This window comes from Acidovorax sp. Root70 (genome assembly GCF_001428225.1).
Lineage (GTDB): Bacteria > Pseudomonadota > Gammaproteobacteria > Burkholderiales > Burkholderiaceae_C > Acidovorax.
Map to the genome: position 1 here is coordinate 257,188 of NZ_LMHQ01000029.1, position 22,070 is coordinate 279,257.

At 64.6% G+C, this 22,070-nt stretch carries 25 protein-coding genes; 11 read left to right on the plus strand and 14 right to left on the minus strand.

Translation table 11 applies throughout. From position 1 onward, the window contains the following. Position 1 precedes the first annotated feature (1 nt). From ASD94_RS17735 to hemP, 3 genes are all read left to right on the plus strand, one after another. A complete protein-coding gene (locus ASD94_RS17735) occupies positions 2-718 on the plus strand; it encodes a MotA/TolQ/ExbB proton channel family protein (protein WP_015014561.1) in 717 nt (238 codons plus the stop codon). A 3-nt stretch (positions 719-721) separates the two neighbouring features. Further along, the gene (locus tag ASD94_RS17740) at positions 722-1,135 is read left to right on the plus strand and encodes a biopolymer transporter ExbD (RefSeq protein WP_015014562.1); all 414 of its coding nucleotides are present in this window, start codon (positions 722-724) and stop codon (positions 1,133-1,135) included. 259 nt (positions 1,136-1,394) lie between these two features. Then, entirely contained in the window at positions 1,395-1,619 is a 225-nt protein-coding gene (gene hemP, locus ASD94_RS17745) for a hemin uptake protein HemP (RefSeq protein WP_056645986.1), read from the plus strand. A 251-nt stretch (positions 1,620-1,870) separates the two neighbouring features. Here the strand turns inward: hemP and ASD94_RS17750 are convergent, their stop codons facing one another. Continuing rightward, positions 1,871-2,278 carry a heme-binding protein gene (locus tag ASD94_RS17750; protein WP_056645607.1) on the minus strand — a complete coding sequence of 136 codons (408 nt, stop codon included), beginning with the start codon at positions 2,276-2,278 and terminating at the stop codon, positions 1,871-1,873. A 222-nt stretch (positions 2,279-2,500) separates the two neighbouring features. Between ASD94_RS17750 and ASD94_RS17755 the strand changes: the two genes are divergently transcribed. Together ASD94_RS17755 and ASD94_RS17760 are read left to right on the plus strand one after the other, a co-directional pair. Then, positions 2,501-3,196, plus strand: coding sequence for a Bax inhibitor-1/YccA family protein (locus ASD94_RS17755; protein ID WP_015014565.1), 696 nt, complete (start codon positions 2,501-2,503; stop codon positions 3,194-3,196). Positions 3,197-3,309: 113 nt separating this feature from the next. Next, positions 3,310-3,684: a hypothetical protein gene (locus ASD94_RS17760; RefSeq protein ID WP_056645610.1), complete on the plus strand. Its 375-nt coding sequence runs from the start codon at positions 3,310-3,312 to the stop codon at positions 3,682-3,684. A 58-nt stretch (positions 3,685-3,742) separates the two neighbouring features. Here ASD94_RS17760 and rlmD read toward each other — a convergent pair whose 3' ends face one another. The 3 genes from rlmD to ASD94_RS17775 form a co-directional block, all read right to left on the minus strand. Then, the gene (gene rlmD / locus ASD94_RS17765; protein ID WP_056645613.1) at positions 3,743-5,206 is read right to left on the minus strand and encodes a 23S rRNA (uracil(1939)-C(5))-methyltransferase RlmD; all 1,464 of its coding nucleotides are present in this window, start codon (positions 5,204-5,206) and stop codon (positions 3,743-3,745) included. Between the two features lie 59 nt (positions 5,207-5,265). Beyond that, on the minus strand, positions 5,266-5,559 hold the full coding sequence (locus ASD94_RS17770) for a hypothetical protein (protein WP_199226337.1): 294 nt from the start codon (positions 5,557-5,559) through the stop codon (positions 5,266-5,268). An 89-nt stretch (positions 5,560-5,648) separates the two neighbouring features. Beyond that, the gene (locus ASD94_RS17775) at positions 5,649-6,122 is read right to left on the minus strand and encodes an Lrp/AsnC ligand binding domain-containing protein (RefSeq protein ID WP_056645619.1); all 474 of its coding nucleotides are present in this window, start codon (positions 6,120-6,122) and stop codon (positions 5,649-5,651) included. A 139-nt stretch (positions 6,123-6,261) separates the two neighbouring features. Between ASD94_RS17775 and putA the strand changes: the two genes are divergently transcribed. Continuing rightward, a complete protein-coding gene (gene putA / locus ASD94_RS17780) occupies positions 6,262-10,008 on the plus strand; it encodes a trifunctional transcriptional regulator/proline dehydrogenase/L-glutamate gamma-semialdehyde dehydrogenase (protein ID WP_056645620.1) in 3,747 nt (1,248 codons plus the stop codon). Positions 10,009-10,114: 106 nt separating this feature from the next. On the opposite strand, the gene ASD94_RS17785 is transcribed toward putA, so the two are convergent. The 6 genes from ASD94_RS17785 to guaB all read right to left on the minus strand — a co-directional run bounded on the left by ASD94_RS17785 (position 10,115) and on the right by guaB (position 15,895). Further along, entirely contained in the window at positions 10,115-11,185 is a 1,071-nt protein-coding gene (locus ASD94_RS17785; protein ID WP_056645623.1) for a DUF6352 family protein, read from the minus strand. A gap of 105 nt (positions 11,186-11,290) precedes the next feature. Next, complete coding sequence (locus tag ASD94_RS17790) at positions 11,291-11,761, minus strand: 2'-5' RNA ligase family protein (protein ID WP_056645626.1); 471 nt, start codon at positions 11,759-11,761, stop codon at positions 11,291-11,293. A gap of 195 nt (positions 11,762-11,956) precedes the next feature. After that, on the minus strand, positions 11,957-13,576 hold the full coding sequence (gene guaA, locus ASD94_RS17795) for a glutamine-hydrolyzing GMP synthase (RefSeq protein ID WP_056645629.1): 1,620 nt from the start codon (positions 13,574-13,576) through the stop codon (positions 11,957-11,959). A gap of 12 nt (positions 13,577-13,588) precedes the next feature. After that, positions 13,589-14,023 (minus strand): type II toxin-antitoxin system VapC family toxin, encoded by a 435-nt coding sequence (locus tag ASD94_RS17800; RefSeq protein ID WP_056645632.1) that lies wholly within the window; start codon positions 14,021-14,023, stop codon positions 13,589-13,591. After that, positions 14,020-14,310, minus strand: a complete 291-nt coding sequence (locus tag ASD94_RS17805; protein WP_056645636.1) for a type II toxin-antitoxin system Phd/YefM family antitoxin — start codon at positions 14,308-14,310, stop codon at positions 14,020-14,022. The genes ASD94_RS17800 and ASD94_RS17805 overlap by 4 nt, the downstream gene beginning before the upstream one ends. A 109-nt stretch (positions 14,311-14,419) precedes the next feature. Beyond that, positions 14,420-15,895 (minus strand): IMP dehydrogenase, encoded by a 1,476-nt coding sequence (gene guaB / locus ASD94_RS17810; RefSeq protein WP_056645638.1) that lies wholly within the window; start codon positions 15,893-15,895, stop codon positions 14,420-14,422. 108 nt (positions 15,896-16,003) lie between these two features. Here guaB and ASD94_RS17815 point away from each other — a divergent pair, with 108 nt between their 5' ends. Next, positions 16,004-16,540, plus strand: coding sequence for a DUF4124 domain-containing protein (locus ASD94_RS17815; protein WP_056645641.1), 537 nt, complete (start codon positions 16,004-16,006; stop codon positions 16,538-16,540). A 42-nt stretch (positions 16,541-16,582) separates the two neighbouring features. Here ASD94_RS17815 and ASD94_RS17820 read toward each other — a convergent pair whose 3' ends face one another. Beyond that, positions 16,583-16,948 carry an RnfH family protein gene (locus ASD94_RS17820; RefSeq protein ID WP_056645645.1) on the minus strand — a complete coding sequence of 122 codons (366 nt, stop codon included), beginning with the start codon at positions 16,946-16,948 and terminating at the stop codon, positions 16,583-16,585. Next, positions 16,941-17,381: a type II toxin-antitoxin system RatA family toxin gene (locus tag ASD94_RS17825; RefSeq protein WP_056645647.1), complete on the minus strand. Its 441-nt coding sequence runs from the start codon at positions 17,379-17,381 to the stop codon at positions 16,941-16,943. The genes ASD94_RS17820 and ASD94_RS17825 overlap by 8 nt, the downstream gene beginning before the upstream one ends. A gap of 130 nt (positions 17,382-17,511) precedes the next feature. On the opposite strand from ASD94_RS17825, the gene smpB reads away from it, so the two are divergent. From smpB to ASD94_RS17845, 4 genes are all read left to right on the plus strand, one after another. Next, complete coding sequence (gene smpB / locus ASD94_RS17830) at positions 17,512-17,985, plus strand: SsrA-binding protein SmpB (RefSeq protein ID WP_056645651.1); 474 nt, start codon at positions 17,512-17,514, stop codon at positions 17,983-17,985. A 200-nt stretch (positions 17,986-18,185) separates the two neighbouring features. Beyond that, a complete protein-coding gene (locus ASD94_RS17835; protein WP_056645654.1) occupies positions 18,186-18,551 on the plus strand; it encodes a hypothetical protein in 366 nt (121 codons plus the stop codon). A 34-nt stretch (positions 18,552-18,585) separates the two neighbouring features. After that, positions 18,586-19,137, plus strand: coding sequence for a sigma-70 family RNA polymerase sigma factor (locus tag ASD94_RS17840; RefSeq protein WP_056645657.1), 552 nt, complete (start codon positions 18,586-18,588; stop codon positions 19,135-19,137). Between the two features lie 26 nt (positions 19,138-19,163). Next, on the plus strand, positions 19,164-20,057 hold the full coding sequence (locus ASD94_RS17845) for an anti-sigma factor (RefSeq protein ID WP_056645660.1): 894 nt from the start codon (positions 19,164-19,166) through the stop codon (positions 20,055-20,057). A 40-nt stretch (positions 20,058-20,097) separates the two neighbouring features. On the opposite strand, the gene ASD94_RS17850 is transcribed toward ASD94_RS17845, so the two are convergent. Both ASD94_RS17850 and ASD94_RS17855 read right to left on the minus strand, forming a co-directional pair. Further along, entirely contained in the window at positions 20,098-21,192 is a 1,095-nt protein-coding gene (locus ASD94_RS17850; protein WP_056645663.1) for an enoyl-CoA hydratase/isomerase family protein, read from the minus strand. Then, positions 21,189-22,064 (minus strand): DMT family transporter, encoded by an 876-nt coding sequence (locus tag ASD94_RS17855; protein WP_056645666.1) that lies wholly within the window; start codon positions 22,062-22,064, stop codon positions 21,189-21,191. Before ASD94_RS17855 ends, ASD94_RS17850 begins: the two co-directional genes overlap by 4 nt. Positions 22,065-22,070: the final 6 nt, after the last annotated feature.

The following is a 22,070-nucleotide window of genomic DNA, read 5'->3' on the forward strand; positions in this document are numbered from 1 at the left end:
CATGGAATCGCAATTCGGCATCGCCAACGTCTGGATCCAGGGTGACTTTGTCACCCGCGCCGTCGCCATCCTGCTGCTGGCCATGTCGCTGGCCTCGTGGATCGTCATCCTCATCAAGGCGCTGGACATCATCAAGTTCAAGAAACACGCCCGCGCCGCCCAGGACTTCTGGCACAGCGAAGACTTTGCCGCTGGCCTGACCAAGCTGGGCGCCGACCCGACCAACCCCTTCCGCCACCTGGCGCTGGAGGGCCGCGAAGCCACCGCCCACCACCGCAATACCAAGGCCCATCTGCACGACAGCCTGGACGTGAGCGACTGGGTGACCCGCTGCCTGCGCAACTGCATCGACGAGTTCACCGCCCGCCTGTCCTCGGGACTGGCCATCCTGGCGTCGGTGGGCTCCACCGCCCCGTTCATCGGCCTGTTTGGCACCGTGTGGGGCATCTACCATGCGCTGCTGGCCATCGGCACATCGGGCCAATCCACCATCGACAAGGTGGCCGGCCCCATCGGCGAGGCGCTGATCATGACCGCCCTGGGCCTGGCCGTGGCCATCCCGGCGGTGCTGGGCTACAACGCGCTGGTGCGCGGCAACAAGTCCATCCTGAACGGCCTGAACAGCTTTGCCCATGACCTGCACGCCTACTTTGTGACCGGCGCCCGCGTGAACGCTGGCGAGCCGGGCAAGGTACTGCCCATGAAGAAAGGCAGCTAAGCCATGGCCTTTGGAACCCAAGACGACACCGATGACGTGATGAACGAGATCAACATGACGCCCCTGGTGGACGTCATGCTGGTGCTGCTCATCATCTTCATCATCACCGTGCCGGTGATGAAACACGCGGTGAACGTGGACCTGCCCCGTGCCACCAACCAGCCCGAGAACGTCAAGCCCGAGACCGTGCGCCTGTCGGTGTCGGCCGATGGCAAGTTCTTCTGGAACGAATCGCAGGTGTCCGAAGAAGAACTCTTCCCCCGCCTGCAAGCCGAGGCCGCCAAGGAGCCCCAGCCGGACCTGCACATCCGTGGCGATAAGAACGTGCGCTACGAATTCGTGGCTCAAGCCATGGCCGCCGCGCAGCGCGCGGGGGTGCGCAAGATCGGGTTTGTGACGGACCCACAAGGGCAGTAAAGGCACGGCGACAGCTACCTGCAGCCCCCTGCGCGTCCTGCCAGCCTACCCATGAGGGACGCGCTGGCGGGCGGCAAAGAGGTTGAACTTTGCAGCGGGCTCATCGCCTGCTTACCCGGTGCCCGCAGCGCACAGAGCCCCGCCCTTGGGCCTGATGCGGGCCAGACCCAGGAACAAAAAGAAACACACCGTTCGCTTGACTTGTAATTGCGAATCGTTATCATTAACAAAACGCACTGCAATGACCCAGGAAACCTCCATGCAAGCCTCCCTGACCTCCGCCCCGCTCCGCCGCACTGCGTCCGCCGACCCGACGGGCGCCCCGGTATCTGGCGAGGCATCGTCGTCCGGCGCGCAGGGCGCCTCCGCCGCGCTGGACAGCAGCGTGCTGCTGCAAGGCCACAAGACGGTCGCCATCAGCCACAACGGCTCGGTGTACCGCCTGCAGGCCACCAAGCTGGGCAAGCTCATCCTGACCAAATAGTTTCATCGTGGGGCGACTCCCGGGCTTGCAACAAGCTCGAAAGGGTCGTTTTTGCCAGCCAAAGGGTTTGCGCCCGCGTAGCCAGGCTTTTTTTGCTGCCCCCGACCCCGCCAACAAAAAACCGGCACAGAGGCCGGTTTTTTTATGCTTTCAATGAGTTTTGAAGCGTTTTCAGCCTCACGCGCTAGTTGAATATGCGCTTACAGCTATCAAAATGAGAGCAACTGTAATTCCTGCCGGGAGCACCCGAATCAGAGGCCCAGGGCTGCAATGCCCGCGCGGGCGATCTGCGCATCTTCGGTGGACTTTACGCCGCTCACGCCCACGGCACCCAGGCACTGGCCGTCCTTCATGATCGGCACGCCGCCTTCGAGCAGGCCGTCAATGGTGGGCGCGCTCAGGAAGGCCGTGCGGCCACCATTGACGATGTCCTCATAGACCTTGCTTTCGCGGCGGCCCAGAGCGGCCGTGCGGGCCTTGGAAGGCGCGATGTGCGACGACACCGCCGCTGCACCGTCCAGGCGCTGCAGCCACAGCAGGTGGCCGCCATCGTCCACGATGGCAATGGTCACGGCCCAGTTATTCTTGAGCGCTTCGGCTTCAGCGGCGGCGGCCACGGCCTTGACGTCGGCCAGTTCGAGTTCGTGCTTGGTTTTCATGGAGAGATCCGAAAGATGGGGAGGAAGCCGGGCCAAACAGGCCGACCCGGCACACAAAGAGGACTGAGCATACCGGCATCCCCCGCGCCGTTGCCCCCAGCCAGGGTGAAAGTATCCTTACCAAAAGTAGGCGACCGGATGCGGTCATTGGAAAGCAAAAAAGCGTCACCATCTAGAATTTGTCGTGTCTGCGTCGTGCAGGCCAACAAGGAGAGACACAAGATGAATGACCAAGTCACCACCCTGGGCCACTCTGCGGGCTATGGCATCTCGCAGGAAGAGCGCCACAAGGTGCTTCGCAATACGTATTGGCTGCTGGCCCTGAGCATGATCCCCACGGTGCTGGGCGCCTGGATCGGCGTGGCCACCGGCATCACCCGCTCGCTGACAGGCGGCCTGGGCCTGATCGTGTTCTTGGGTGGCGCGTTCGGCTTCATGTTCGCCATCGAAAAGACCAAGCGCTCGGCCGCTGGCGTGCCCGTGCTGCTGGCCTTCACGTTCTTCATGGGCCTGATGCTGTCACGCATGATCGGCATGGTGCTGGGCTTCAAGAACGGCACCGATCTCATCATGACGGCCTTCGCCGGCACGGCCGGTGTGTTCTTCGTGATGGCCAGCCTGGCCAGCGTCATCAAGCGTGACCTGTCGGGCATGGGCAAGTGGCTGATGGTGGGCGCGCTGGTGCTCATGGTCGGCGGCATCATCAATGTGTTCGTTGGCTCCGGCGTGGGCATGATGGTGATCTCGATGCTGGCCATCGGTATCTTCAGCGCCTATATGCTGTACGACCTGAAGCAGATCCTGGACGGCGGCGAAACCAACTACATCAGCGCCACGCTGGCCCTGTACCTGGACATCTTCAACGTGTTCCAGAGCCTGCTGGCCCTGCTGGGCATCATGGGCGGCGAACGCGACTGAGCCCTGCCAGTCCCTTGACCTCCATCAAAAGGCTCCCTCGGGAGCCTTTTTTGTGGGCCCCGCCCCTGGATCAGGCCTCAATAGCGCGGCCAGTGTGCCGATAATGCAAGTACATGTATCCACAAAGTCCCTCCACCGCATTGCGCCTGATGGTTCTGGCGGGCCTGCTGCTGCTTGCGGGCTGCGACAAGATCCCCGGCCTGGGCCCTGACCCCCGCGTGGCGCAACGCGACTCCGAGGCCAAGGCCATTGGCGGTGCCTGCCGCCACGCACTGCGGGGACTGGAAGACTGCTACACCCTCAACCCCAAGGCCTCCAAGGCGTCGGTGTTTGCAGGCTGGAAGGACATGGACGCCTACATGCGTGAGAACAAGATCGAGGGCACGCCCTCGGTGCTGGGCAAGGTGGAAAAGCCCGAACGCAGTGAACGCGCGCCCGACATCGAAACCGAACCCCGCGACCCCGCCGCCAGCCGCAACCGCAGCTGACGTGACGCCCGGGGGACGGAGGACTGAACCCTCCGCGCACCATCTTTCTAACGGCCTCTCAGACGCGCTCGAACACCGCCATGCTCTCCACGTGGGCCGTGTGCGGGAACATGTTGATCATGCCTGCCGCCGTGCACCGGTAGCCGGCCAGATGGACCAACAGCCCCGCGTCGCGCGCCAGGGTGGCCGGGTTGCAGCTCACGTACACAATGCGCTTCGGGGGTGTCCAGCCCTCGGCCCCTGCGGGCAACGGGCCAGCGCCCTCGGCGCCAATGCGGGCCTGCTCGATGTCGGCCAGCGCCTTGGCCAGCGCAAACGCCCCTTCGCGTGGCGGGTCCACCAGCCACTTGTCGGCGGCGCCGTCGGCAACCAGCATCTCGGGCGTCATCTCGAAGAGGTTGCGCGCTACAAAATCAGTAGCTGCCAGCGCTTTATGGTCCGGCGCCTGGGCCTGATTCAATGCATAGTTCTCACGCGAGCGGGCCACCAGGGCCTCGCTGCCCTCAATGCCCAGTACCTCACGGGCCTGCGTGGCCAGCGGCAGCGTAAAGTTACCCAGGCCGCAGAACCAGTCGATCACGCGCTCGTGCGGTTGCACATCCAGCAGGCGCAGCGCCCGGCTCACCAGCACACGGTTGATGTGCGGGTTCACCTGGGTGAAGTCCGTGGGCTTGAACGGCATGGTGATGCCAAAGTCCGGCAGTGCGTACGACAGCCGCTCGCCGCCCTCGTCCAGCAGCTTCACGGTGTCCGGTCCCTTGGGCTGCAGCCACCATTGCACGTGGTGCTCCGCCGCAAAGGCGCGCAGCTGGGCGATGTCGCCAGCGCTCAGCGGCTCCAGGTGGCGCAGCACCAGCGCGGTCACGGTGTCACCGCAAGCCAGCTCGATCTGCGGGCAGGTGTCGCGCGCATCCAGGCTGGCAATCAGGGCACGCAGCGGCATCAGCATCGCGTCGACATGCGGCGGCAGGATCTTGCAGGTCTGCATGTCGGCGATGTAACGGCTCTTGCGCTCATGAAAGCCCACCAGCACCTGGCCTTTCTTGATCACGTGGCGCACGGCCAGGCGGGCACGGTAGCGGTAGCCCCAAGCGGGCCCCTCGATGGGACGCAGCATGGTTTCGGCCTTGACCTTGCCCAGGTGCCAGAGGTTGTCCTCCAGCACCCGCTGCTTGACGGCGACCTGGGCACCTACATGCAAGTGCTGCATCTTGCAGCCGCCACAGGCGCCTGCGTGCAGGCCAAAGTGGGGGCAGTCCGGCCGCACGCGCTGGGACGATTCGCGGTGGATCGCTACCAGGCTGGCCTGCTCCCAGTTGTTCTTCTTGCGGTGGGTGTTGGCGGTGACCAGCTCGAATGGCAGGGCACCGTCGATGAAGACCACCTTGCCATCGGGCTTGCGGGCCACGCCCTGGGCGTCAAGGTCCATGGACTGGACATGCAGCCAGCCTTCGGGCAGGTCACTTTGGGAATTCTGCTCGGTGGGTTCAAACGAGGGGGATAGTTCTTTCGGTTCGCTCATCTCCCGATTGTCTCAGGCGCGGCATGCCCACAGGCCGCGCCCCGTGCGTACTGGCCGTTTCAGCCCCGGTCAGCGCGCGCAGGCCGCATGCCACCGGGCGCGGACACCGCCGTGAGCGGCAGCTTGTTGATGGTGAGTTCGCAGCCAAAATTGCTCGGCGAAAAAACCAGGGTGGAGCCCGGCGCCACCAGCGGCAGCGTTTCATGGATCTCGCGCGACATGTCCACCGGAGGCACTGGGGCGCGGTACACGATGTCCTTGTCGGGGCCATAGACGACGTAGCAGGACGCAGAGGCCGTCTGGTTGAACAGGGCAGCCACCAGGGCTGCAGCGGCATAGGGGAAAGCGGTCACGGTGTGGCTCCTCATGCAAGCAGATCTGTTGGGAATTATGCGGGCTTCTGCAGACACCGCCAATCCGGTGCGTAGTGCATGGTGTGCAGTCAGCGCAGATACAGATGGTTGGTGTGCTTGACCTCCTCCATCACCGCATAGGTGCGCGTCTCGCGCACGCCCGGCAGCTGCCACAGCACATTGCCCGCAAACACGCGGTAGGCGTTCATGTCGGCCGAGCGGGTTTTGAGCAGGTAGTCGAACCCGCCCGCCACCATGTGGCATTCCATGATCTCGGGGTGCACCTGCACAGCGGCCTTGAACTGGTCGAACACATTGGGGGTGGTGCGGTCCAGCAGCACCTCCACAAACACCAGCATGCCCGCGCCCAGCTGGAGCGGATTGAGCCGTGCCTCGTAGCCCAGGATAAAGCCATCGCGCGTGAGGCGCTGCACGCGCGCCAGCACGGCGGTGGGCGACAGGGCCACCGCCTCGGCCAGCTTGAGGTTGGCAATGCGGCCGTCTTCCTGCAGGATTGACAGGATCTTGCGGTCAATCCGGTCCAGATCGGGTTCTGTTTGCATGTTGCTTAGATATTTATTCGGCTTCAATGCCAATTTTCGACCATTTATTCATCTTCAACCCAAGGATCATCGCCAATAACGCGCCCAACCAACACTTTCCCCTGTGTTGGGCCCCGCCCACTACCTGAAAGACACCGCCATGACGCAGCCCTCCGCCCTGTTTGCAGACTTCGCGCCCCGTACACCGCTCTCCAACCCGCTGCGCGCCGCGATCACCGCCGCCACCCGCCGCCCCGAGCCCGAGGCCCTGGCCCCGCTGCTGGCCCAGGCCCGCCTGCCTGCCGATCAAGCCGCAGCGGCGGAGCAACTGGCCCTGCGCATTGCCAAGGCACTGCGCGAACGAAAGGCCAGCGCTGGGCGTGCGGGCATCGTGCAGGGGCTGCTGCAGGAGTTCTCGCTGTCGTCGCAAGAAGGCGTGGCGCTGATGTGCCTGGCCGAGGCCCTGCTGCGCATCCCCGACAAGGCCACACGCGACGCGCTCATCCGCGACAAGATCAGCAACGGCCAGTGGGATGCCCACCTGGGCAAGAGCCCTTCGCTGTTCGTCAACGCCGCCACCTGGGGCCTGCTGATTACCGGCAAGCTGGTGGCCACCCACAGCGAGAGCAGCCTGGGCAACTCGCTCAGCCGCCTGATCGGCAAGGGCGGCGAGCCGCTGATCCGCAAGGGCGTGGACATGGCCATGCGCATGATGGGCGAGCAGTTCGTGACCGGCGAAACCATTGACGAAGCCCTGCGCAACGCCCGCACCATGGAGACCGAGGGCTTTCGCTATTCGTACGACATGCTGGGTGAGGCCGCGCTGACCAGCGAAGATGCCAAGCACTACTACGCCTCTTACGAGCAGGCCATCCACGCGATTGGCAAGGCCTCTGCCGGGCGCGGCATTTACGAAGGGCCTGGCATCTCCATCAAGCTCTCGGCCCTGCACCCGCGCTACAGCCGCGCGCAGTTTGGTCGGGTGATGGACGAGCTGTACCCGCTGGTGCTGCGCCTCACGGCGCTGGCCAAGCAATACGACATCGGCCTGAACATCGACGCCGAAGAAACCGACCGGTTGGAGCTGTCGCTGGACCTGCTGGAGCGCCTGTGCCACGAGCCCACGCTGGCGGGCTGGAACGGCATTGGCTTTGTCATCCAGGCCTACCAAAAGCGCTGCCCCTTCGTCATCGACTATGTGGTGGACTTGGCCCGCCGCACCCAGCGCCGCCTGATGGTGCGCCTGGTCAAAGGCGCGTACTGGGACAGCGAAATCAAGCGCGCCCAGGTCGATGGCCTGGAGGACTACCCCGTCTACACCCGCAAGGTGCACACCGACATTTCTTACATCGCCTGCGCACGCAAGCTGCTGGCGGCACCCGAGGCCGTGTACCCCCAGTTCGCCACCCACAACGCCGAGACAGTAGCCACCATCTACCAACTGGCAGGCAGCAACTACTTCGCGGGGCAGTATGAGTTTCAGTGCCTGCACGGCATGGGCGAGCCGCTGTATGAGCAGGTGGTGGGTGCTATCACTGCGGGCAAACTCGGCCGCCCGTGCCGCATCTACGCCCCAGTGGGCACGCACGAAACTCTGCTGGCCTACCTAGTTCGTCGCCTGCTGGAGAACGGCGCCAACACCTCGTTCGTGAACCGCATTGCCGACGAAACCATTGCGCTGGATGAGTTGGTGAAAAGCCCCGTGCAGGTAGTGGACCAGCAAGCTGCCACCGAAGGCACTGCCGCCCTGCCCCACCCGCGCATTCCGCTGCCAGCAGCGCTGTACGGCGCCTACCGCAGCAACTCACGCGGGCTGGACTTGTCGAACGAAAACACACTGACCGAGCTGGCCACCACCCTGCAAGCCACGGCAAGCCACGCCTGGACGGCAGCGCCCCTGCTGGCCGCCGAGGTGCCCGCAGGCCCCACCCAACCCGTGCGCAACCCCGCCAACCACAACGACGTGGTGGGCCAGGTGCAAGAAGCCACCACCACTGATGTAGACCAAGCCCTGGCCCACGCCCAGGCCGCCGCAGTCCCCTGGGCCGCCACGCCGCCCGCAGAGCGCGCCGCCGTGCTGCTACGCACAGCCAATCTGCTGGAAGCCCGCATGCAGCCCCTGCTGGGCCTGCTGATGCGCGAAGCCGGCAAGAGCGCCAGCAACGCCGTGGCGGAAGTGCGCGAAGCCGTGGACTTCCTGCGCTACTACGCCGCACAGGTGCAAAGCACCTTCGACAACGCCACCCACATCCCGCTGGGCCCCGTGGCCTGCATCAGCCCCTGGAACTTCCCTCTCGCCATCTTCATGGGCCAGGTGGCCGCAGCTTTGGCCGCAGGCAACCCCGTGCTGGCCAAGCCGGCAGAGCAGACCCCGCTGATCGCCGCCGAGGCTGTGCGCCTGCTGTGGCGGGCCGGTGTGCCCCGCGCAGCAGTGCAACTGCTGCCCGGCCAGGGCGAGACCGTGGGCGCGCGCCTGATTGGCGATGAGCGCGTGATGGGTGTGATGTTCACGGGCTCCACCGAAGTCGCCCGCATCCTGCAGCGCACGGTGGCCGGGCGGCTGGATGCCGCAGGCCGCCCCATCCCGCTGATTGCCGAAACGGGTGGGCAGAACGCGATGATCGTGGACTCGTCCGCGCTGGTGGAACAGGTGGTGGGCGATGCGGTGTCGTCCGCCTTTGACAGCGCAGGCCAGCGCTGCTCGGCACTGCGCGTGCTGTGCGTGCAGGAAGAAGCCGCCGACCGCGTGGTCGAGATGCTGCAAGGCGCCATGGGTGAGCTGCGCGTGGGCAACCCTGCCGAGCTGCGTGTGGATGTGGGCCCTGTCATTGACGCCGAGGCGCAGGCAGGCATCACCCATCACATCGAAAAATTCAAGGCCCAAGGCCATCGCGTGTTCCAGCACCCGAATCACGTTTCCGTAGTCAGCGCACCGGGCACCTTTGTGCCCCCTACCCTGATCGAACTGAACCACATCGGCGAGCTGCAGCGCGAAGTCTTTGGCCCCGTGCTGCACTTGGTGCGCTATGCGCGCAACGACCTGGACCAGCTGCTGGACCAGATCAATGCCACCGGCTACGGCCTCACACAAGGCGTGCACACCCGCATCGACGAAACCATTGCCCGCGTGGTCCACCGCGCCCATGCGGGCAACGTGTACGTGAACCGCAACATGGTCGGCGCCGTGGTGGGCGTGCAGCCCTTTGGTGGCGAAGGCCTGTCGGGCACGGGCCCCAAGGCCGGCGGGCCGCTGTACCTGCTGCGCCTGCTGTCGCAGCGTCCAGCCGATGCGCTGCCGCGCAGCTTGGCCGAGGCCGACCGCACCAGCCCGCCCGACACCGAGCGGCGCGAGCGCCAGCTGGCCTCGCTGGGCACCTTGCAGCAATGGGCGCACCACCAGGGCAACCTGGCCCTGGCGGGCCACTGCCAGCGTTTTGCGCGAGAAACACAGAGCGGCACCGCCCGCACCCTGCCCGGCCCCACGGGCGAGCGCAATGTCTACACCCTGGCCCCCCGCGCCCGTGTTCTGTGCCTGGCCCCCAGCGCGGACGACCTGCTGGTGCAGACGGCCGCCGTGCTCGCCAGTGGGGGCACCGCCCTGTGGCCCAGCGCCCAGGCCAGCCTGCATGCCCAGCTGCCCACGCAGGTGCAGGCCCAGGTCACGCTACAAGACAACGCTCTGGGCAACGCTGCCGTCGCACTGGACGCCGTGCTGCACCACGGCGATGCCTCGGCCTTGCAGACGGTATGCACCGCCCTGGCACAGCGCCCCGGCCCTATCGTGGGCGTGACAGCGCTGCCGCCCGGCGCGGTGGACATCCCGCTGGAGCGCCTGCTCATTGAACGGGCCCTGAGCGTGAACACCGCCGCAGCCGGGGGCAACGCCAGCCTGATGACGATTGGGTAAGAACCTGTTCAAAGGGCTCAGCACCGGCCTCACCACAGAAAAATTGAATCAAATCAGCCGCTAGCGCTTGCAGATAAAGCGCTAGCAGCTATTGATTCAATAGCATTCAGGACACAGATGCCAACGGCAGATTGAGCAGTAGGTTCTGTGGTTTGATGCGCACCACGCCCTCCGCGTTGGTCGCGAGCCCCAGGTACACCGGCTTGCCCACCACATCGGCACGCATCTCGGCGGGGTTGGCAAAGGTCAGGGTGAACAGGCTCACTAGGCGCTGCATGCGCTCGGCCTCCACCGGGCGGTCCTGGTACAGGTCGTTGAGGATGGCAGTGGACTCCACATCCAGCCCCACATGCCAGCGCCACGCGCTGTCGGTGACCTGGTGCACAGGCTCGATCTGCACCTGCACGCCCAGCAGATGCGCCACCCAGCTCTCCAGCACACGGGCCAGGGCTTTCAGGCCTGAGCGTGCACGGGTCATCTTGAAGGTCAGGCCATAGCTCAGGTCCTGCGTCAGCTCGTGGGTCAGGTCGAGCAGAAAGTGGTGGCGGTCACTCTCCTGCCAATATTGCGCCGGATTGTCGGCCGATAGCACCTTGACCTGCGCCGTGGGCTGCAGTGCGCCGCTTTGCAGCAACAAGCGCCCCACCTCGCCCAGGCCCGCCGTCTCATTGAGCATGTCCAGCGTCGCCCGGTCGCCTGCCAGCATTTGCCCGTCTTGCAAAGTGATGCGCTGAGGCCGAAACAGCATCTCGGCAGCGCGGGCCTCAAAGGCGTCGTTGCAGTCATCCAGCACATTGCGCAACAGGGCCTGCACCACGGCGTCGATGAACACGGCTGGCACGTTCACCGCCCCACCGCGCATGAGCTGCAGGTAATACGCCTCCAGCGTGCCAGCCGCCAGCAGGCCATCACGGAAGCGCAGGAACACGGTGTAGTTCTCACGGGCGTCGTCGTCCTGCAAAGCAGCCAGCTCCGTAGCGGTGACCACCCGCGCGGGCGACACCTTCAGCGACTCATGCAGCGCGATCTCAGCAGCGCACGACTCCGGCACCAGCGCCAGCTCCGGTCGGGCCAGGAGCCAACGCAGGTATTCATCGGTGGGAATCAGCCAGCCACGCGCGTCGTGGTCCAGCGTTTGGAAACCACTACGGGGCCAGAAATCGTGAGGTGTCGTCATGAAGAAATGAGAAAGCAGATGCCTTAAGGGGATGGTAGCCGCGGAAGCTTTCGCACGACGCTGCTGCACAGCGAGTGCGCACGGGCATCCACATGCTTCGCTACATCACCAGTCAAGAAACGCCTGCTGCCGCGCCTTCAAGGACCAGCGCGCAAGCACGTCATGCCGGCTAAGGCCGTAGAGGCTGTCTACCAAGGCAAACTGCATCACCGTCCACGCAACAGGATCAACAACCATGCGGTCGATGCGTTTGTGCTTGTAGTGCAAAGTCATGTGCGGTTGGAAATGGCTGCGGATTTGGGTTTCCGCAAACCCCATGCGGCGCATTGTGTTGCCGAGCGCATGTTGAAACTCTCGCAAGTCACGCGCGGCGCCCGCTTGCGGCGCCAACTCGACGGTACGGATCGGCCCCGCTTCAAAGGCGCCCCGGGACTGCAACACATTGAGGCGAACCCCAAACGGTTCGTAGTCCATGGCGCTACCCGCCGCCAGCGCCAAGTCAATGACCCCTCGAGGGACGCCATTCAGAAAACGCCCCAGGGCGTGGAGGGTGATGTGCAGCCGATCCGAAGACATTGGATCGGCTCTGCCCGGCCAACGGGGCCCTTGGGCGCGCAGAAGTAGTTCCCTAGCCGTCTCCGCAACCAGCGGCGGAGGGTAGAGAAAATAATAGAGATCGTGACGCTGGGACATTGCACACAAAGCTCCGGAAGATCCGGCGCATTGTGCAACAATACTGGCTAAATAACCAGTATTTCGATCAGCGCTTGCTCACTCCCACTCAATCGTCGCTGGCGGCTTGCTGCTCACGTCGTAGGTCACGCGGTTGATGCCACGCACCTCGTTGATGATGCGGCCCGACACCTTCTTAAGCAGCGCGTACGGCAGCTCGGCCCAGTCGGCGGTCATGAAATCGCTGGTCTGCACGGCGCGCAGGGCCACCACGTAGTCGTAGGTGCGGCCGTCGCCCATCACGCCCACGCTCTTGACGGGCAGGAACACGGTGAAGGCCTGGCTGGTGAGGTCGTACCAAGTCTTGCCGCTGGCCTCGTCCACAAAGTTGCGCAACTCTTCGATGAAGATCGCGTCGGCGCGGCGCAACAGGTCGGCGTATTCCTTCTTCACTTCACCCAAGATGCGCACGCCCAAGCCGGGGCCGGGGAAGGGATGGCGGTAGACCATCTCGGGCGGCAAGCCCAGGGCCACGCCAAGCTCGCGCACTTCGTCCTTGAACAGGTCGCGCAGCGGCTCCAGCAGCTTGAGGCCCAGCTGCTCGGGCAGGCCGCCCACATTGTGGTGACTCTTGATGGTGACGGCCTTCTTGCTCTTGGCGCCACCGGATTCGATCACGTCGGGGTAGATGGTGCCCTGGGCCAGGAACGTGGCTCCCTTGGCGCCATTGCCTGCCGCCTTGAGCTTGGCGGCTTCGGCCTTGAACACATCCACGAACAGGCCACCGATGATCTTGCGCTTTTGTTCGGGCTCGCTGACTCCTGCCAGCTTGCCCAAGAACAGGTCGCTGGCGTCCACGCGGATGACCTTGGCGTGCAGCTTGCCCACGAACATGTCCATGACCATGTCGCCTTCGTTCAGGCGCAGCAGGCCGTGGTCCACAAACACGCAGGTGAGCTGGTCGCCGATGGCGCGGTGGATCAGGGCTGCGGCAACGGACGAATCCACACCGCCCGACAGACCCAGGATCACTTCCTCATCGCCCACCTGCTGGCGGATCTGCTCGACGGCCTCGGCGATGTGGTCGCGCATGACCCAGTCGGGCGAGGTGCCACAAATGCCGAGCACAAAACGATCCAGCAGCGCCCGGCCCTGCACGGTGTGCGTGACTTCGGGGTGGAACTGCACGGCATAGAAGCGGCGGTCTTCGTCGGCCATGCCGGCGATGGGGCAGCTCTCGGTGCTGGCCATGAGCTTGAAGCCCGGGGGCAGCTCAGTGACCTTGTCGCCGTGGCTCATCCACACGTTCAGCATGCCGTGGCCTTCGGGGGTGGTGAAGTCGGCAATGTCCTTGAGCAAGGCTGTGTGACCGCGTGCGCGCACGGCGGCAAAGCCGAACTCGCGCTTGTGGCCGCCTTCGACCTTGCCGCCCAGCTGGTGCGCCATGGTCTGCATGCCATAGCAGATGCCCAGCACGGGCAGTCCCAGTTCAAACACGGCCTGAGGGGCCTTGTCGGTGGTGTCCTCGTACACACTGGCGTGGCTGCCCGAAAGAATGATGCCCTTGAGCGAACCGTCCTTGGCGTAGTCACGCACCCACTCGTCCGTCACGTCACAGGGGTGCACTTCGCAGTACACGTTGGCCTCACGCACGCGACGCGCGATGAGCTGGGTGACTTGCGAGCCGAAATCGAGGATGAGGATTTTCTGGTGTTGCATGGTGGTGGTCCGTCAGAGGCTGGAAAGGTCGAGAAGGGGTACACCGCTGCGCCGTGCGGCAGCGATCTGCTGAGTGTCGAAGGTAGCCAGCGGAAGGCGCAGCGAGCGCGCGAGCCACAGGTAGGCGGCGTCAAAAGTAGGCAGGCCCGTTTCCAATGCCACGTCCAGCACGGCCTTGTGCTGGGCAGGTGCAAGCTCATGCAGTTCCACCCGATGTCGGATGGCTTCGAGCACGCCCCACAAGCCTTCAACGGACGCTGCGGGGATACGGCCACTGTGCACGCCACTGGCAAGGATGTTGTGGCACTCCCAGTGCCACAGGTTGGGGGCCTGGGGTTCGACCTCGTCGCGGCGGATCAGGGTGTACAGGCGGCGGGTGTGTTCGCTGGCCGCGTCGGGCAGCAGCCAGGCGGCGGTGACGGAGGCGTCGAGGACAAAGGCGGTCATGCAGTGCTCCGGCCCTTGCGGCGCAAGGCATCCAAGGCCTCGCCTGCGGAGCGCAAAGTATCGGTAGGGTTCGCCCCGACTGCGGGGCGAACCGTGGCATGCAGCGCGTCAATCTGCCCCAGCTCGCGGGCGATCTGCTCGTCGGTGATCACGGGCCGGCGACGCACGGGCAGCATGCGCACCACCTCTTTGCCGTGGCGGGTGATGCGCACTTCTTCACCCTGCTCGACCAGCTCGATCAGGGCGGAGAACCGGCTCTTGGCTTCGTAGATACCAACGGACTGCATGGAAACGCGGACCCCAAAAAAGAAAAGTCTGGCCTGAACAATGAATTCAGACCAGACTATATCAGTCTGACCAGATTTTTTCAATCAGGCCAGATTAGATCAACAACGATCAGTCAGCGCGATAGTTAGGCGCTTCCTTGGTAATCTGCACATCGTGCACATGGCTTTCGCGGATACCGGCGGTGGTGATCTCGACGAACTCGGCCTTGTTGTTCATGTCCTCGATGGTGGCGCAGCCGCAATAACCCATGGAGGCACGCACACCGCCTGCCATCTGGTAAACGATGGAAACCATCGAGCCCTTGTAGGGCACGCGGCCTTCGATACCTTCTGGAACGAGCTTGTCGGCATTCGGGTTGCCGGTGCTGGACTCCTGGAAGTAGCGGTCAGCGCTGCCCTGTTGCATGGCGCCGATGCTGCCCATGCCGCGGTAGCTCTTGTAGCTGCGACCCTGGAACAGGATGACCTCGCCGGGAGCTTCTTCGGTGCCCGCAAACATGCCGCCCATCATCACCGTGCCTGCACCTGCAGCCAGGGCCTTGGCGATGTCGCCGCTGTAGCGGATGCCGCCGTCAGCGATCAGCGGCACGCCTGTGCCCTTGAGGGCCGTGGCCACGCTGTCGATCGCCATGATCTGGGGCACGCCCACGCCCGCCACGATGCGGGTGGTGCAGATGGAGCCGGGGCCGATACCAACCTTGACCGCATCAGCACCAGCCTCGACCAGCGCCAGTGCGGCTGCGCCGGTGGCGATGTTGCCGCCGATCACATCGATCTGCGGGTAGTTCTGCTTGACCCAGCGCACGCGGTCGATCACGCCCTTGCTGTGGCCGTGGGCCGTATCCACCACGATGGCATCCACACCCGCCTTGACGAGGGCTTCGACACGTTCTTCAGTCCCCTCGCCCACACCCACCGCTGCACCCACGCGCAGGCGGCCTGCGGCATCGCGCGCAGCGTTGGGGAAGCTGGTTTGCTTGGTGATGTCCTTCACCGTGATCAGGCCCTTGAGCTCAAAGGCGTCGTTCACGACCAGGATGCGTTCGAGCTTGTGCTTGTTGAGCAGCGCCTTGGCCTGAGCAGGCGTCGTGCCCTCTTTTTCATTGACCGTGATGAGCTTCTCGCGCGGGGTCATGATCTGGTGGACCTTGACGTCGTAGCGAGTCTCAAAGCGCAGGTCGCGGCCCGTGACGATGCCGACCACCTTGCCACCGTCGCACACGGGGAAGCCCGAAATGCCCAGTTGCTCGGACAGCTGCAACACCTGCAGCACGGTGTGCTCAGGGGTGATGACCACGGGGTCGCGCAGCACGCCGGACTCATAGCGCTTGACCTTGGCCACATGGGCGGCCTGCTCTTGCGCGGTGAGGTTCTTGTGCACGATGCCGATGCCGCCCTCCTGGGCGATGGCGATGGCCAGACGCGCTTCAGTCACAGTGTCCATGGCGGCGGACACGAGCGGCAGGTTCAGCTGGATATTGCGGGAGAGTTTCGTCGCGAGGGACGTGTCCTTGGGCAGGACCTGGGAGTACGCTGGCACCAGCAACACATCGTCGAAGGTGAGCGCTTTTCCAAGAAGGCGCATGAGAAAGCTCCAAAAAACGGATTGTACCCGCGCCGCGTGTGGCAAAAACGCGCCCACCCCTATGCGACGCACTGGCGGGGGGGGAATCACATGGATAAACTTGTCCGCATGAAAATGCACAAGCTTCTCCTGCTGGCCGTTGCCTGCACCTGGGCCATGGGCGCGGCGGCGCAATGGCAGTGGACGGACAAAGACGGACGCAAAGTCTTCAGCGATCGCCCACCACCGCCCGATATTCCCGAAAAAAGCATCCTGAAGCAGCCGGGCGGCAACCGCGCGGCACGTGCGGCAGCCCCTGCTGCGCCAGCTGCCTCCGACGCGGCTGCGGGTGCAACGCCAGCAGTAGCCGCAGTCCCCAAGGCCGCAGCCAGCGCCCCGGGGGCCGGCAAGGACAAGGAGCTGGAAGAGAAGAAGGCCCAGGCAGAGGCCGCCGAGGCCGCCAAGAAAAAGGCCGAGGACGAAAAGATCGCCAAAGCCAAGGCCGACAACTGCACACGTGCACGCGCGGCCAAGGCAGCGTTTGATGCCGGAAAGCCCATCACGCAAGCCAATGCGCAAGGCGAAAAAATCTTCCTGGACGGCCCCGCCCGCGCGGCCGAGGCCAAACGCATCGACGACATCGTTGCGAGCGACTGCGTGCGCTAAGTGGCATGCCGCTCCGCCCTTGGGCGGATCAGCACAGCCTCATCAATAGCCGGACTTGCCCCCCGGTCGGCGGCGCGCAAAAAGCCCCGTGGTGCGCGCCCCCTGGCGGGCAAAACGCTCCCGGCGTGCCACCTTGGGGTCCACTTTCAAAGATCGGTAGATTTCCACGCGGTCCAGCGGTTGCAATACTGCATCCAACCGGGCGGGGCGACCCCAAATACCCAATGCTTGCGTGCCCTCGGCCTCCGGCATGGGCGGCCCGGCAATGGCGCAGCTGGCGCGCAGGGCATCCGCCACCGTGGAGCCCACCGGCAGATCCAGGGTCCACTCACGTACCTCGCGCGGGCCCAGACAGACGACGACGGTAATCGTGAGTGTCTTTGAGGCACCCGCCCCACTCTCAGCCATAGACCTGCTCCGCGCGCTTGACGAAAGCGTCCACCATGCTGCCTGCAATGCGGTCGAACACCGGCCCCACCAGCGTGGCCAATGCGGCACTGTCAAACCCGTAGTTCAGCAGCAGCTCCACCTTGCACGCACGCTGGGTGCCGTCCCCGACGGCATGAAAGTGCCAGTCTCCATCCAGCCGTGAAAACGGTCCGTTCACCAGATGCATCTGTACGCGCTTGCCCGCTTCATGGGTGTTGCGCGTGACAAAGGTCTGGCGGATTCCGCTGAACGCAATGCCCACTTCAGCGGTCATGCCGTCACTGGTCTGCTCCAGCACGGCAGCGCGGTCGCACCAGGGCAGGAACTGGGGGTAATGCTCCACCCCAGTGACCAGGGCAAACATCTCTTCGGGGCTGTACCAAATGAGGACGGACTTGTGGACGGTTTTCATGCAGGCAGCAGGCGCGGGGCTTTCAGACGAGAAAGGCGGGCCGGGGAAACTAGAATCACGGGTCTCTGAACGGCCACAATTGTATGTAGGGAGATCTTTTATCTCCCGCAGGGCGCCGCATCTGAACTACATGGCCAAAAAACCCGATCCCACCTCCCGCATTGCCGACAACAAAAAGGCGGCCTACAACTACTTCTTCGAAGAGCGCCACGAGGCGGGCATGGTGCTGCACGGCTGGGAGGTCAAGGCGCTGCGCGAGGGGAAAGTCCAGCTTACCGACGGCTATGTGCTGATCCGCGATGGCGAACTGTATCTGCTCGGCTGCCTGATCCTCCCGCTCAAGACGGCCTCCACCCACGTCAACCCGGAATCGGCCCGCACCAAGAAGCTGCTGCTCAAAAAGGATGACATCAAGCGCCTGATTGGCAAGGTCGAGCAAAAGGGCTACACCCTGGTGCCCATCAACCTGCACTGGAAGAATGGCTTTGTGAAATGCGAGATCGCACTGGCCAAGGGCAAGGCAGAGCATGACAAACGCGACACCATCAAGGACCGCGAAGGCAAGCGCGAAGTGGAGCGCGCCATGAAGAGCAGGAATCGTTAGCCCCCTGAGGTGCTACGCACCTGCCCCCAAAAAGGGACGCTTCCGGCCCTTTCGCGGGGGCGCTGGTTGGAGCCGCGCCAGTTTTGATGCAAGCGACTTTTTTTCATGCGTGGTGGAATAAACCTCCGCGCCCTTGTGTTTGTGGAGGTGCAAGGCGGTATGTGCCGTTATCTGCAATCCCTCTTCTACCTGGAGAAACCATGAAAAAGATCCTGTCCATTGCTGCGTTCCTGGCCATTGCCGGCTGCTCCACCATGGCGGCCGACAGCCCCGTGAAAACCATGGACGGCGTACTCGTCGGCGCGGGCGGCATGACGCTTTACACGTTCGACCGCGACGCTACGGGCAGCGGCAAATCGGTGTGCAACGGCCCCTGCGCCACCAACTGGCCGCCGCTCATGGCCAGCAAGGCCCCCAGCGGCGACTACAGCGTCATCACCCGCGACGACGGCAAGACCCAGCTGGCCTACAAGGGCAAGCCCCTGTACTACTGGATCAAGGACACCAAGCCAGGCGACAAAACGGGTGATGGCGTGAACCAGGTCTGGCACACCGCTCGGCCCTGAGAGCCCGTTCAAAGCCGGACAGGCTCCGCACTGCATGAACCGCACCCAGGTCATCGAACAGCTGCCGGGCCTGCGCCGCTACGCGCGGGTGTTGACAGGGGACGCCTGGGCCGCCGACGACCTGGTGCAGGACACACTGGAGCGGGCCTGCAGCAAATGGCTGCTATGGCGCACCGGCACTGACCTGCGCGCATGGCTGTTCACGCTCATGCACAACCTGCACCACAACCAGCGCCGCGCGCAGCCTGCGCTGGCGCCAGTGGATATCGATGACGTTCAGGACCAGCTGCCCGGGGCCCGCGAGCCCTCAGACGATGCGCTGGACCTTGAGCGCTGCCTGCAGCGCCTGCCAGCAGACCAGCGGGCCGTACTGCTGCTGGTCGCCATGGAGGACATGAGCTACGAAGACACTGCGCGCATCCTCGGCGTTCCGGTGGGCACCGTCATGTCACGTCTCTCGCGGGCCCGCATGCGCCTGCGCGCACTGATGGACCGTGAGCCCACGCAGGGCCCCGCCCAGGCTGCACAAGGCGCCCCGGCAGGCCCAGCAGCAGGCACAGCGCCTGCACTGCGCCGCCTCAAATAGTCCCCAGACCCCGATCCCCCTCCACCATGGACCCGACCCGCCCTGCCCCCCCACCACGCGCTGACGAAACCAGCGCCTGGCATGCCCTTGTGGACGGCCAGTTGCCGCCGGCGCAGGCCCAGGCGCTGCGTGAGCAACTGCGGGACAACGAGGCGGCTCAGACCACCATGTCTCACTGGCAGGCGCAGCGGCAACGGCTGCACGCCCTGCATCAGGACATGCTCCACGCCCCTGTTCCCGACGCCATGCTGGCCGCTGCGTTGCGTGCTACAGACCGGCGAGAGCAACACACGCAGTGGTGGCGTTGGGGTGGGATGGCCGCTTCGGTGCTGCTGGCCTTTGTGCTAGGCTGGACAGGACGCAGCCAGTGGCCCGCAGGGATGTCCGGCAAAACCATCGCGGCAGGCCAAGGCACCATGCAGGCGGTTGCCGGACCAGCGCAGCGCTTCGCTCAACAGGCCTCGGTCGCCCACGCGGTGTACCAACCCGAAGTGCGTCACCCGGTTGAGGTCACAGCCGCCCAGCAAGACCACCTAGTGCAATGGCTGTCCAAGCGGCTGGATCGCCCTCTCAAAGTGCCCGCGCTGGGCGCGCAAGGCTACGAGCTGGTGGGCGGCCGGTTGTTGCCCGGCGACACCGGCGTGCGTGCACAGTTCATGTACCAGAACAGCACCGGCCAGCGCATCACGCTGTACCTGGGCGCCCTGGCGCCCGTACCGACCCACCCGGCCAACGATAACAAGGCCAAGCCGGTAGCACCCATCGCAGCACCCACCACCGCGTTCCAGTTCACCCAGGAAGGCCCGGTGCCTGGCTTTTACTGGACGGATGCAGGCTTTGGCTATGCGCTGAGCGGGCAGCTGTCGCGCCCCGAGCTGCTGACCCTGGCCACCGTCGTCTACCAACAGTTGAACCCCTGACGCGCCGCCAGGGGCTCCGCCCGGTGATGACGTTCGCCGATCAGGCCAGGCTGGCCAGAGGGTGCGCGTGCGCAGGCCAGGGACTGGCAAAGAAGGGCGTGACCATATCCGGCGTCACGTCTTCAATGCGGCCAGGATTCCATTGGGGTGCATGGTCTTTGTCCACGGCCAGGGCGCGAATGCCCTCCACCGTCTCACTCTGCCCAGGGCGCAGGAAGAAGCAATGGCGCACCATGTCGCGCTCCATGCGCAGGTCGTCGGCCAGGCCCATTGCACGGGCACGGCGGATCTGCTCCAGCACCACATGCAGCATCAGCGGCGAACGCTTGCGCAGCGTGGCCGCCGTGGCGCGTGCCCAGTCGCTGTCGGAGGCTTCGAGTGCCTGCACGATGTCACCGACGGTTGTTAGCGCAAAATATTGGTCAATATCTGCCAACGCGCTAGAACCGCTTGCCTGAGCCGCTACAAATTGAGAAGCAATATAGGTCTTGATGGCTGCGCCATCCGCAAAGCTTTGTGTAGCCAGAGCCTCCCACACAGCCCCCTGCCGGTCTGAGGGCAGGCAGCCATCGGCCAGCTGGTAGGCGATGGCGTCGGCGGCGCCGATGGTATCGCCCGTCAGCGCCAGCCACTCGCCCACACGGCCGGGGCAACGGCTCAGAAAGTACCCACCGCCCACGTCCGGGAAGAGGCCAATGGCTGTCTCGGGCATGGCCATCTTCGTGCGTTCGGTCACCACGCGCAGCGCTGCGCCCTGGCTGATGCCCATGCCGCCGCCCATCACGATGCCGTCCATGAAAGCGATGTAGGGCTTGGGATAGTTGTGGATCAGGTGATTGAGCGCGTACTCCTCGGTGAAGAAATCCTCGATCAACGGATTGCCCTGGCTGCCCGCCTGGTGCAGAAAGCGGATATCACCGCCTGCGCAAAAGGCGCCAAACGGGCCTTCCTTGTTGCTGCCGCGAATCGCCACGGCCAGCACCTGGGCATTGTTCTGCCAGGCCAGCAGGATGCCCATCAGGTCACGCACCATGCCCAGCGACAGGGCATTGAGCGCACGCGGGCGATTCAGGGTAATGAAGCCCACCTGGCCTCGCACTTCGCTCAACACTTCCGACACGACCGTCTCCGTCATTTTTGTTCCTTCCAACCCAACAGTTCATTGAAAACCAGCGCACCGATCACCAGCGCGCCCCCCGTCAGCACCGCCGTACCGGGCTTTTCGCCCGCGCCCAGCCATGCCAGCAAGATGCCGAAAATCACCTCCAGCAGACCGAGCAGCGCCATCTCGGGCGCCTTCAGCACACGCCCGCAGCGCACGGCCAGCACACAAGGGATGGCCAATTGCACCACGCCCAGCAGCGCCAGCAGACCCAGGTCATGGGCCGACGCCTGAAAAGGCAGCGCCAACGGCAGTGTGGCCACCACCGAAATCACCGCGCCCACCAGCACCGCCGGCACCAGGTCCACCGCATGCCCGTGGCGCTGCGAATGCTGCACCACCGTCCAGTTCACGGCTGCAGCCACCGGCACGCACAGCGCCACCAGCGTGCCCGCCAGCGGCAGGCCTGCCATCTGCGAACCATACATCCACGCAATGCCGAGGCCCGCCACCCCAATCGCCGCCCAGGTGCGCGGGGCAATGTGATGGCCAATGAACACCCGCGCAAACAGCGCGGTGAGCAGCGGCCCCACCGCCATGGTGACCAGCACATTGGCCACCGGCATGAGCACCAGCGCCACCATGAACGCCGTGAACATCACGCTCCAGCACACGCCGGAAATCCACAGCGCTCGGCCGCCATGGCGCATGGAGGCAAACACCGCACGGCCCTGCAGCACGGGCAGGATGACCAGCAGCGACAGCAGCGTGAAGAAACTGCGCCAGAAGGTCACCTCAAAGCTCGATGCGTGCTCCAGATGGCGCGTGACCACGCCAGCGATCGACCACATCAGGGTGACCGCCACCATCAGCAGCACGGCGCGGGAATGCGTGAGTTTCAACATTGATTT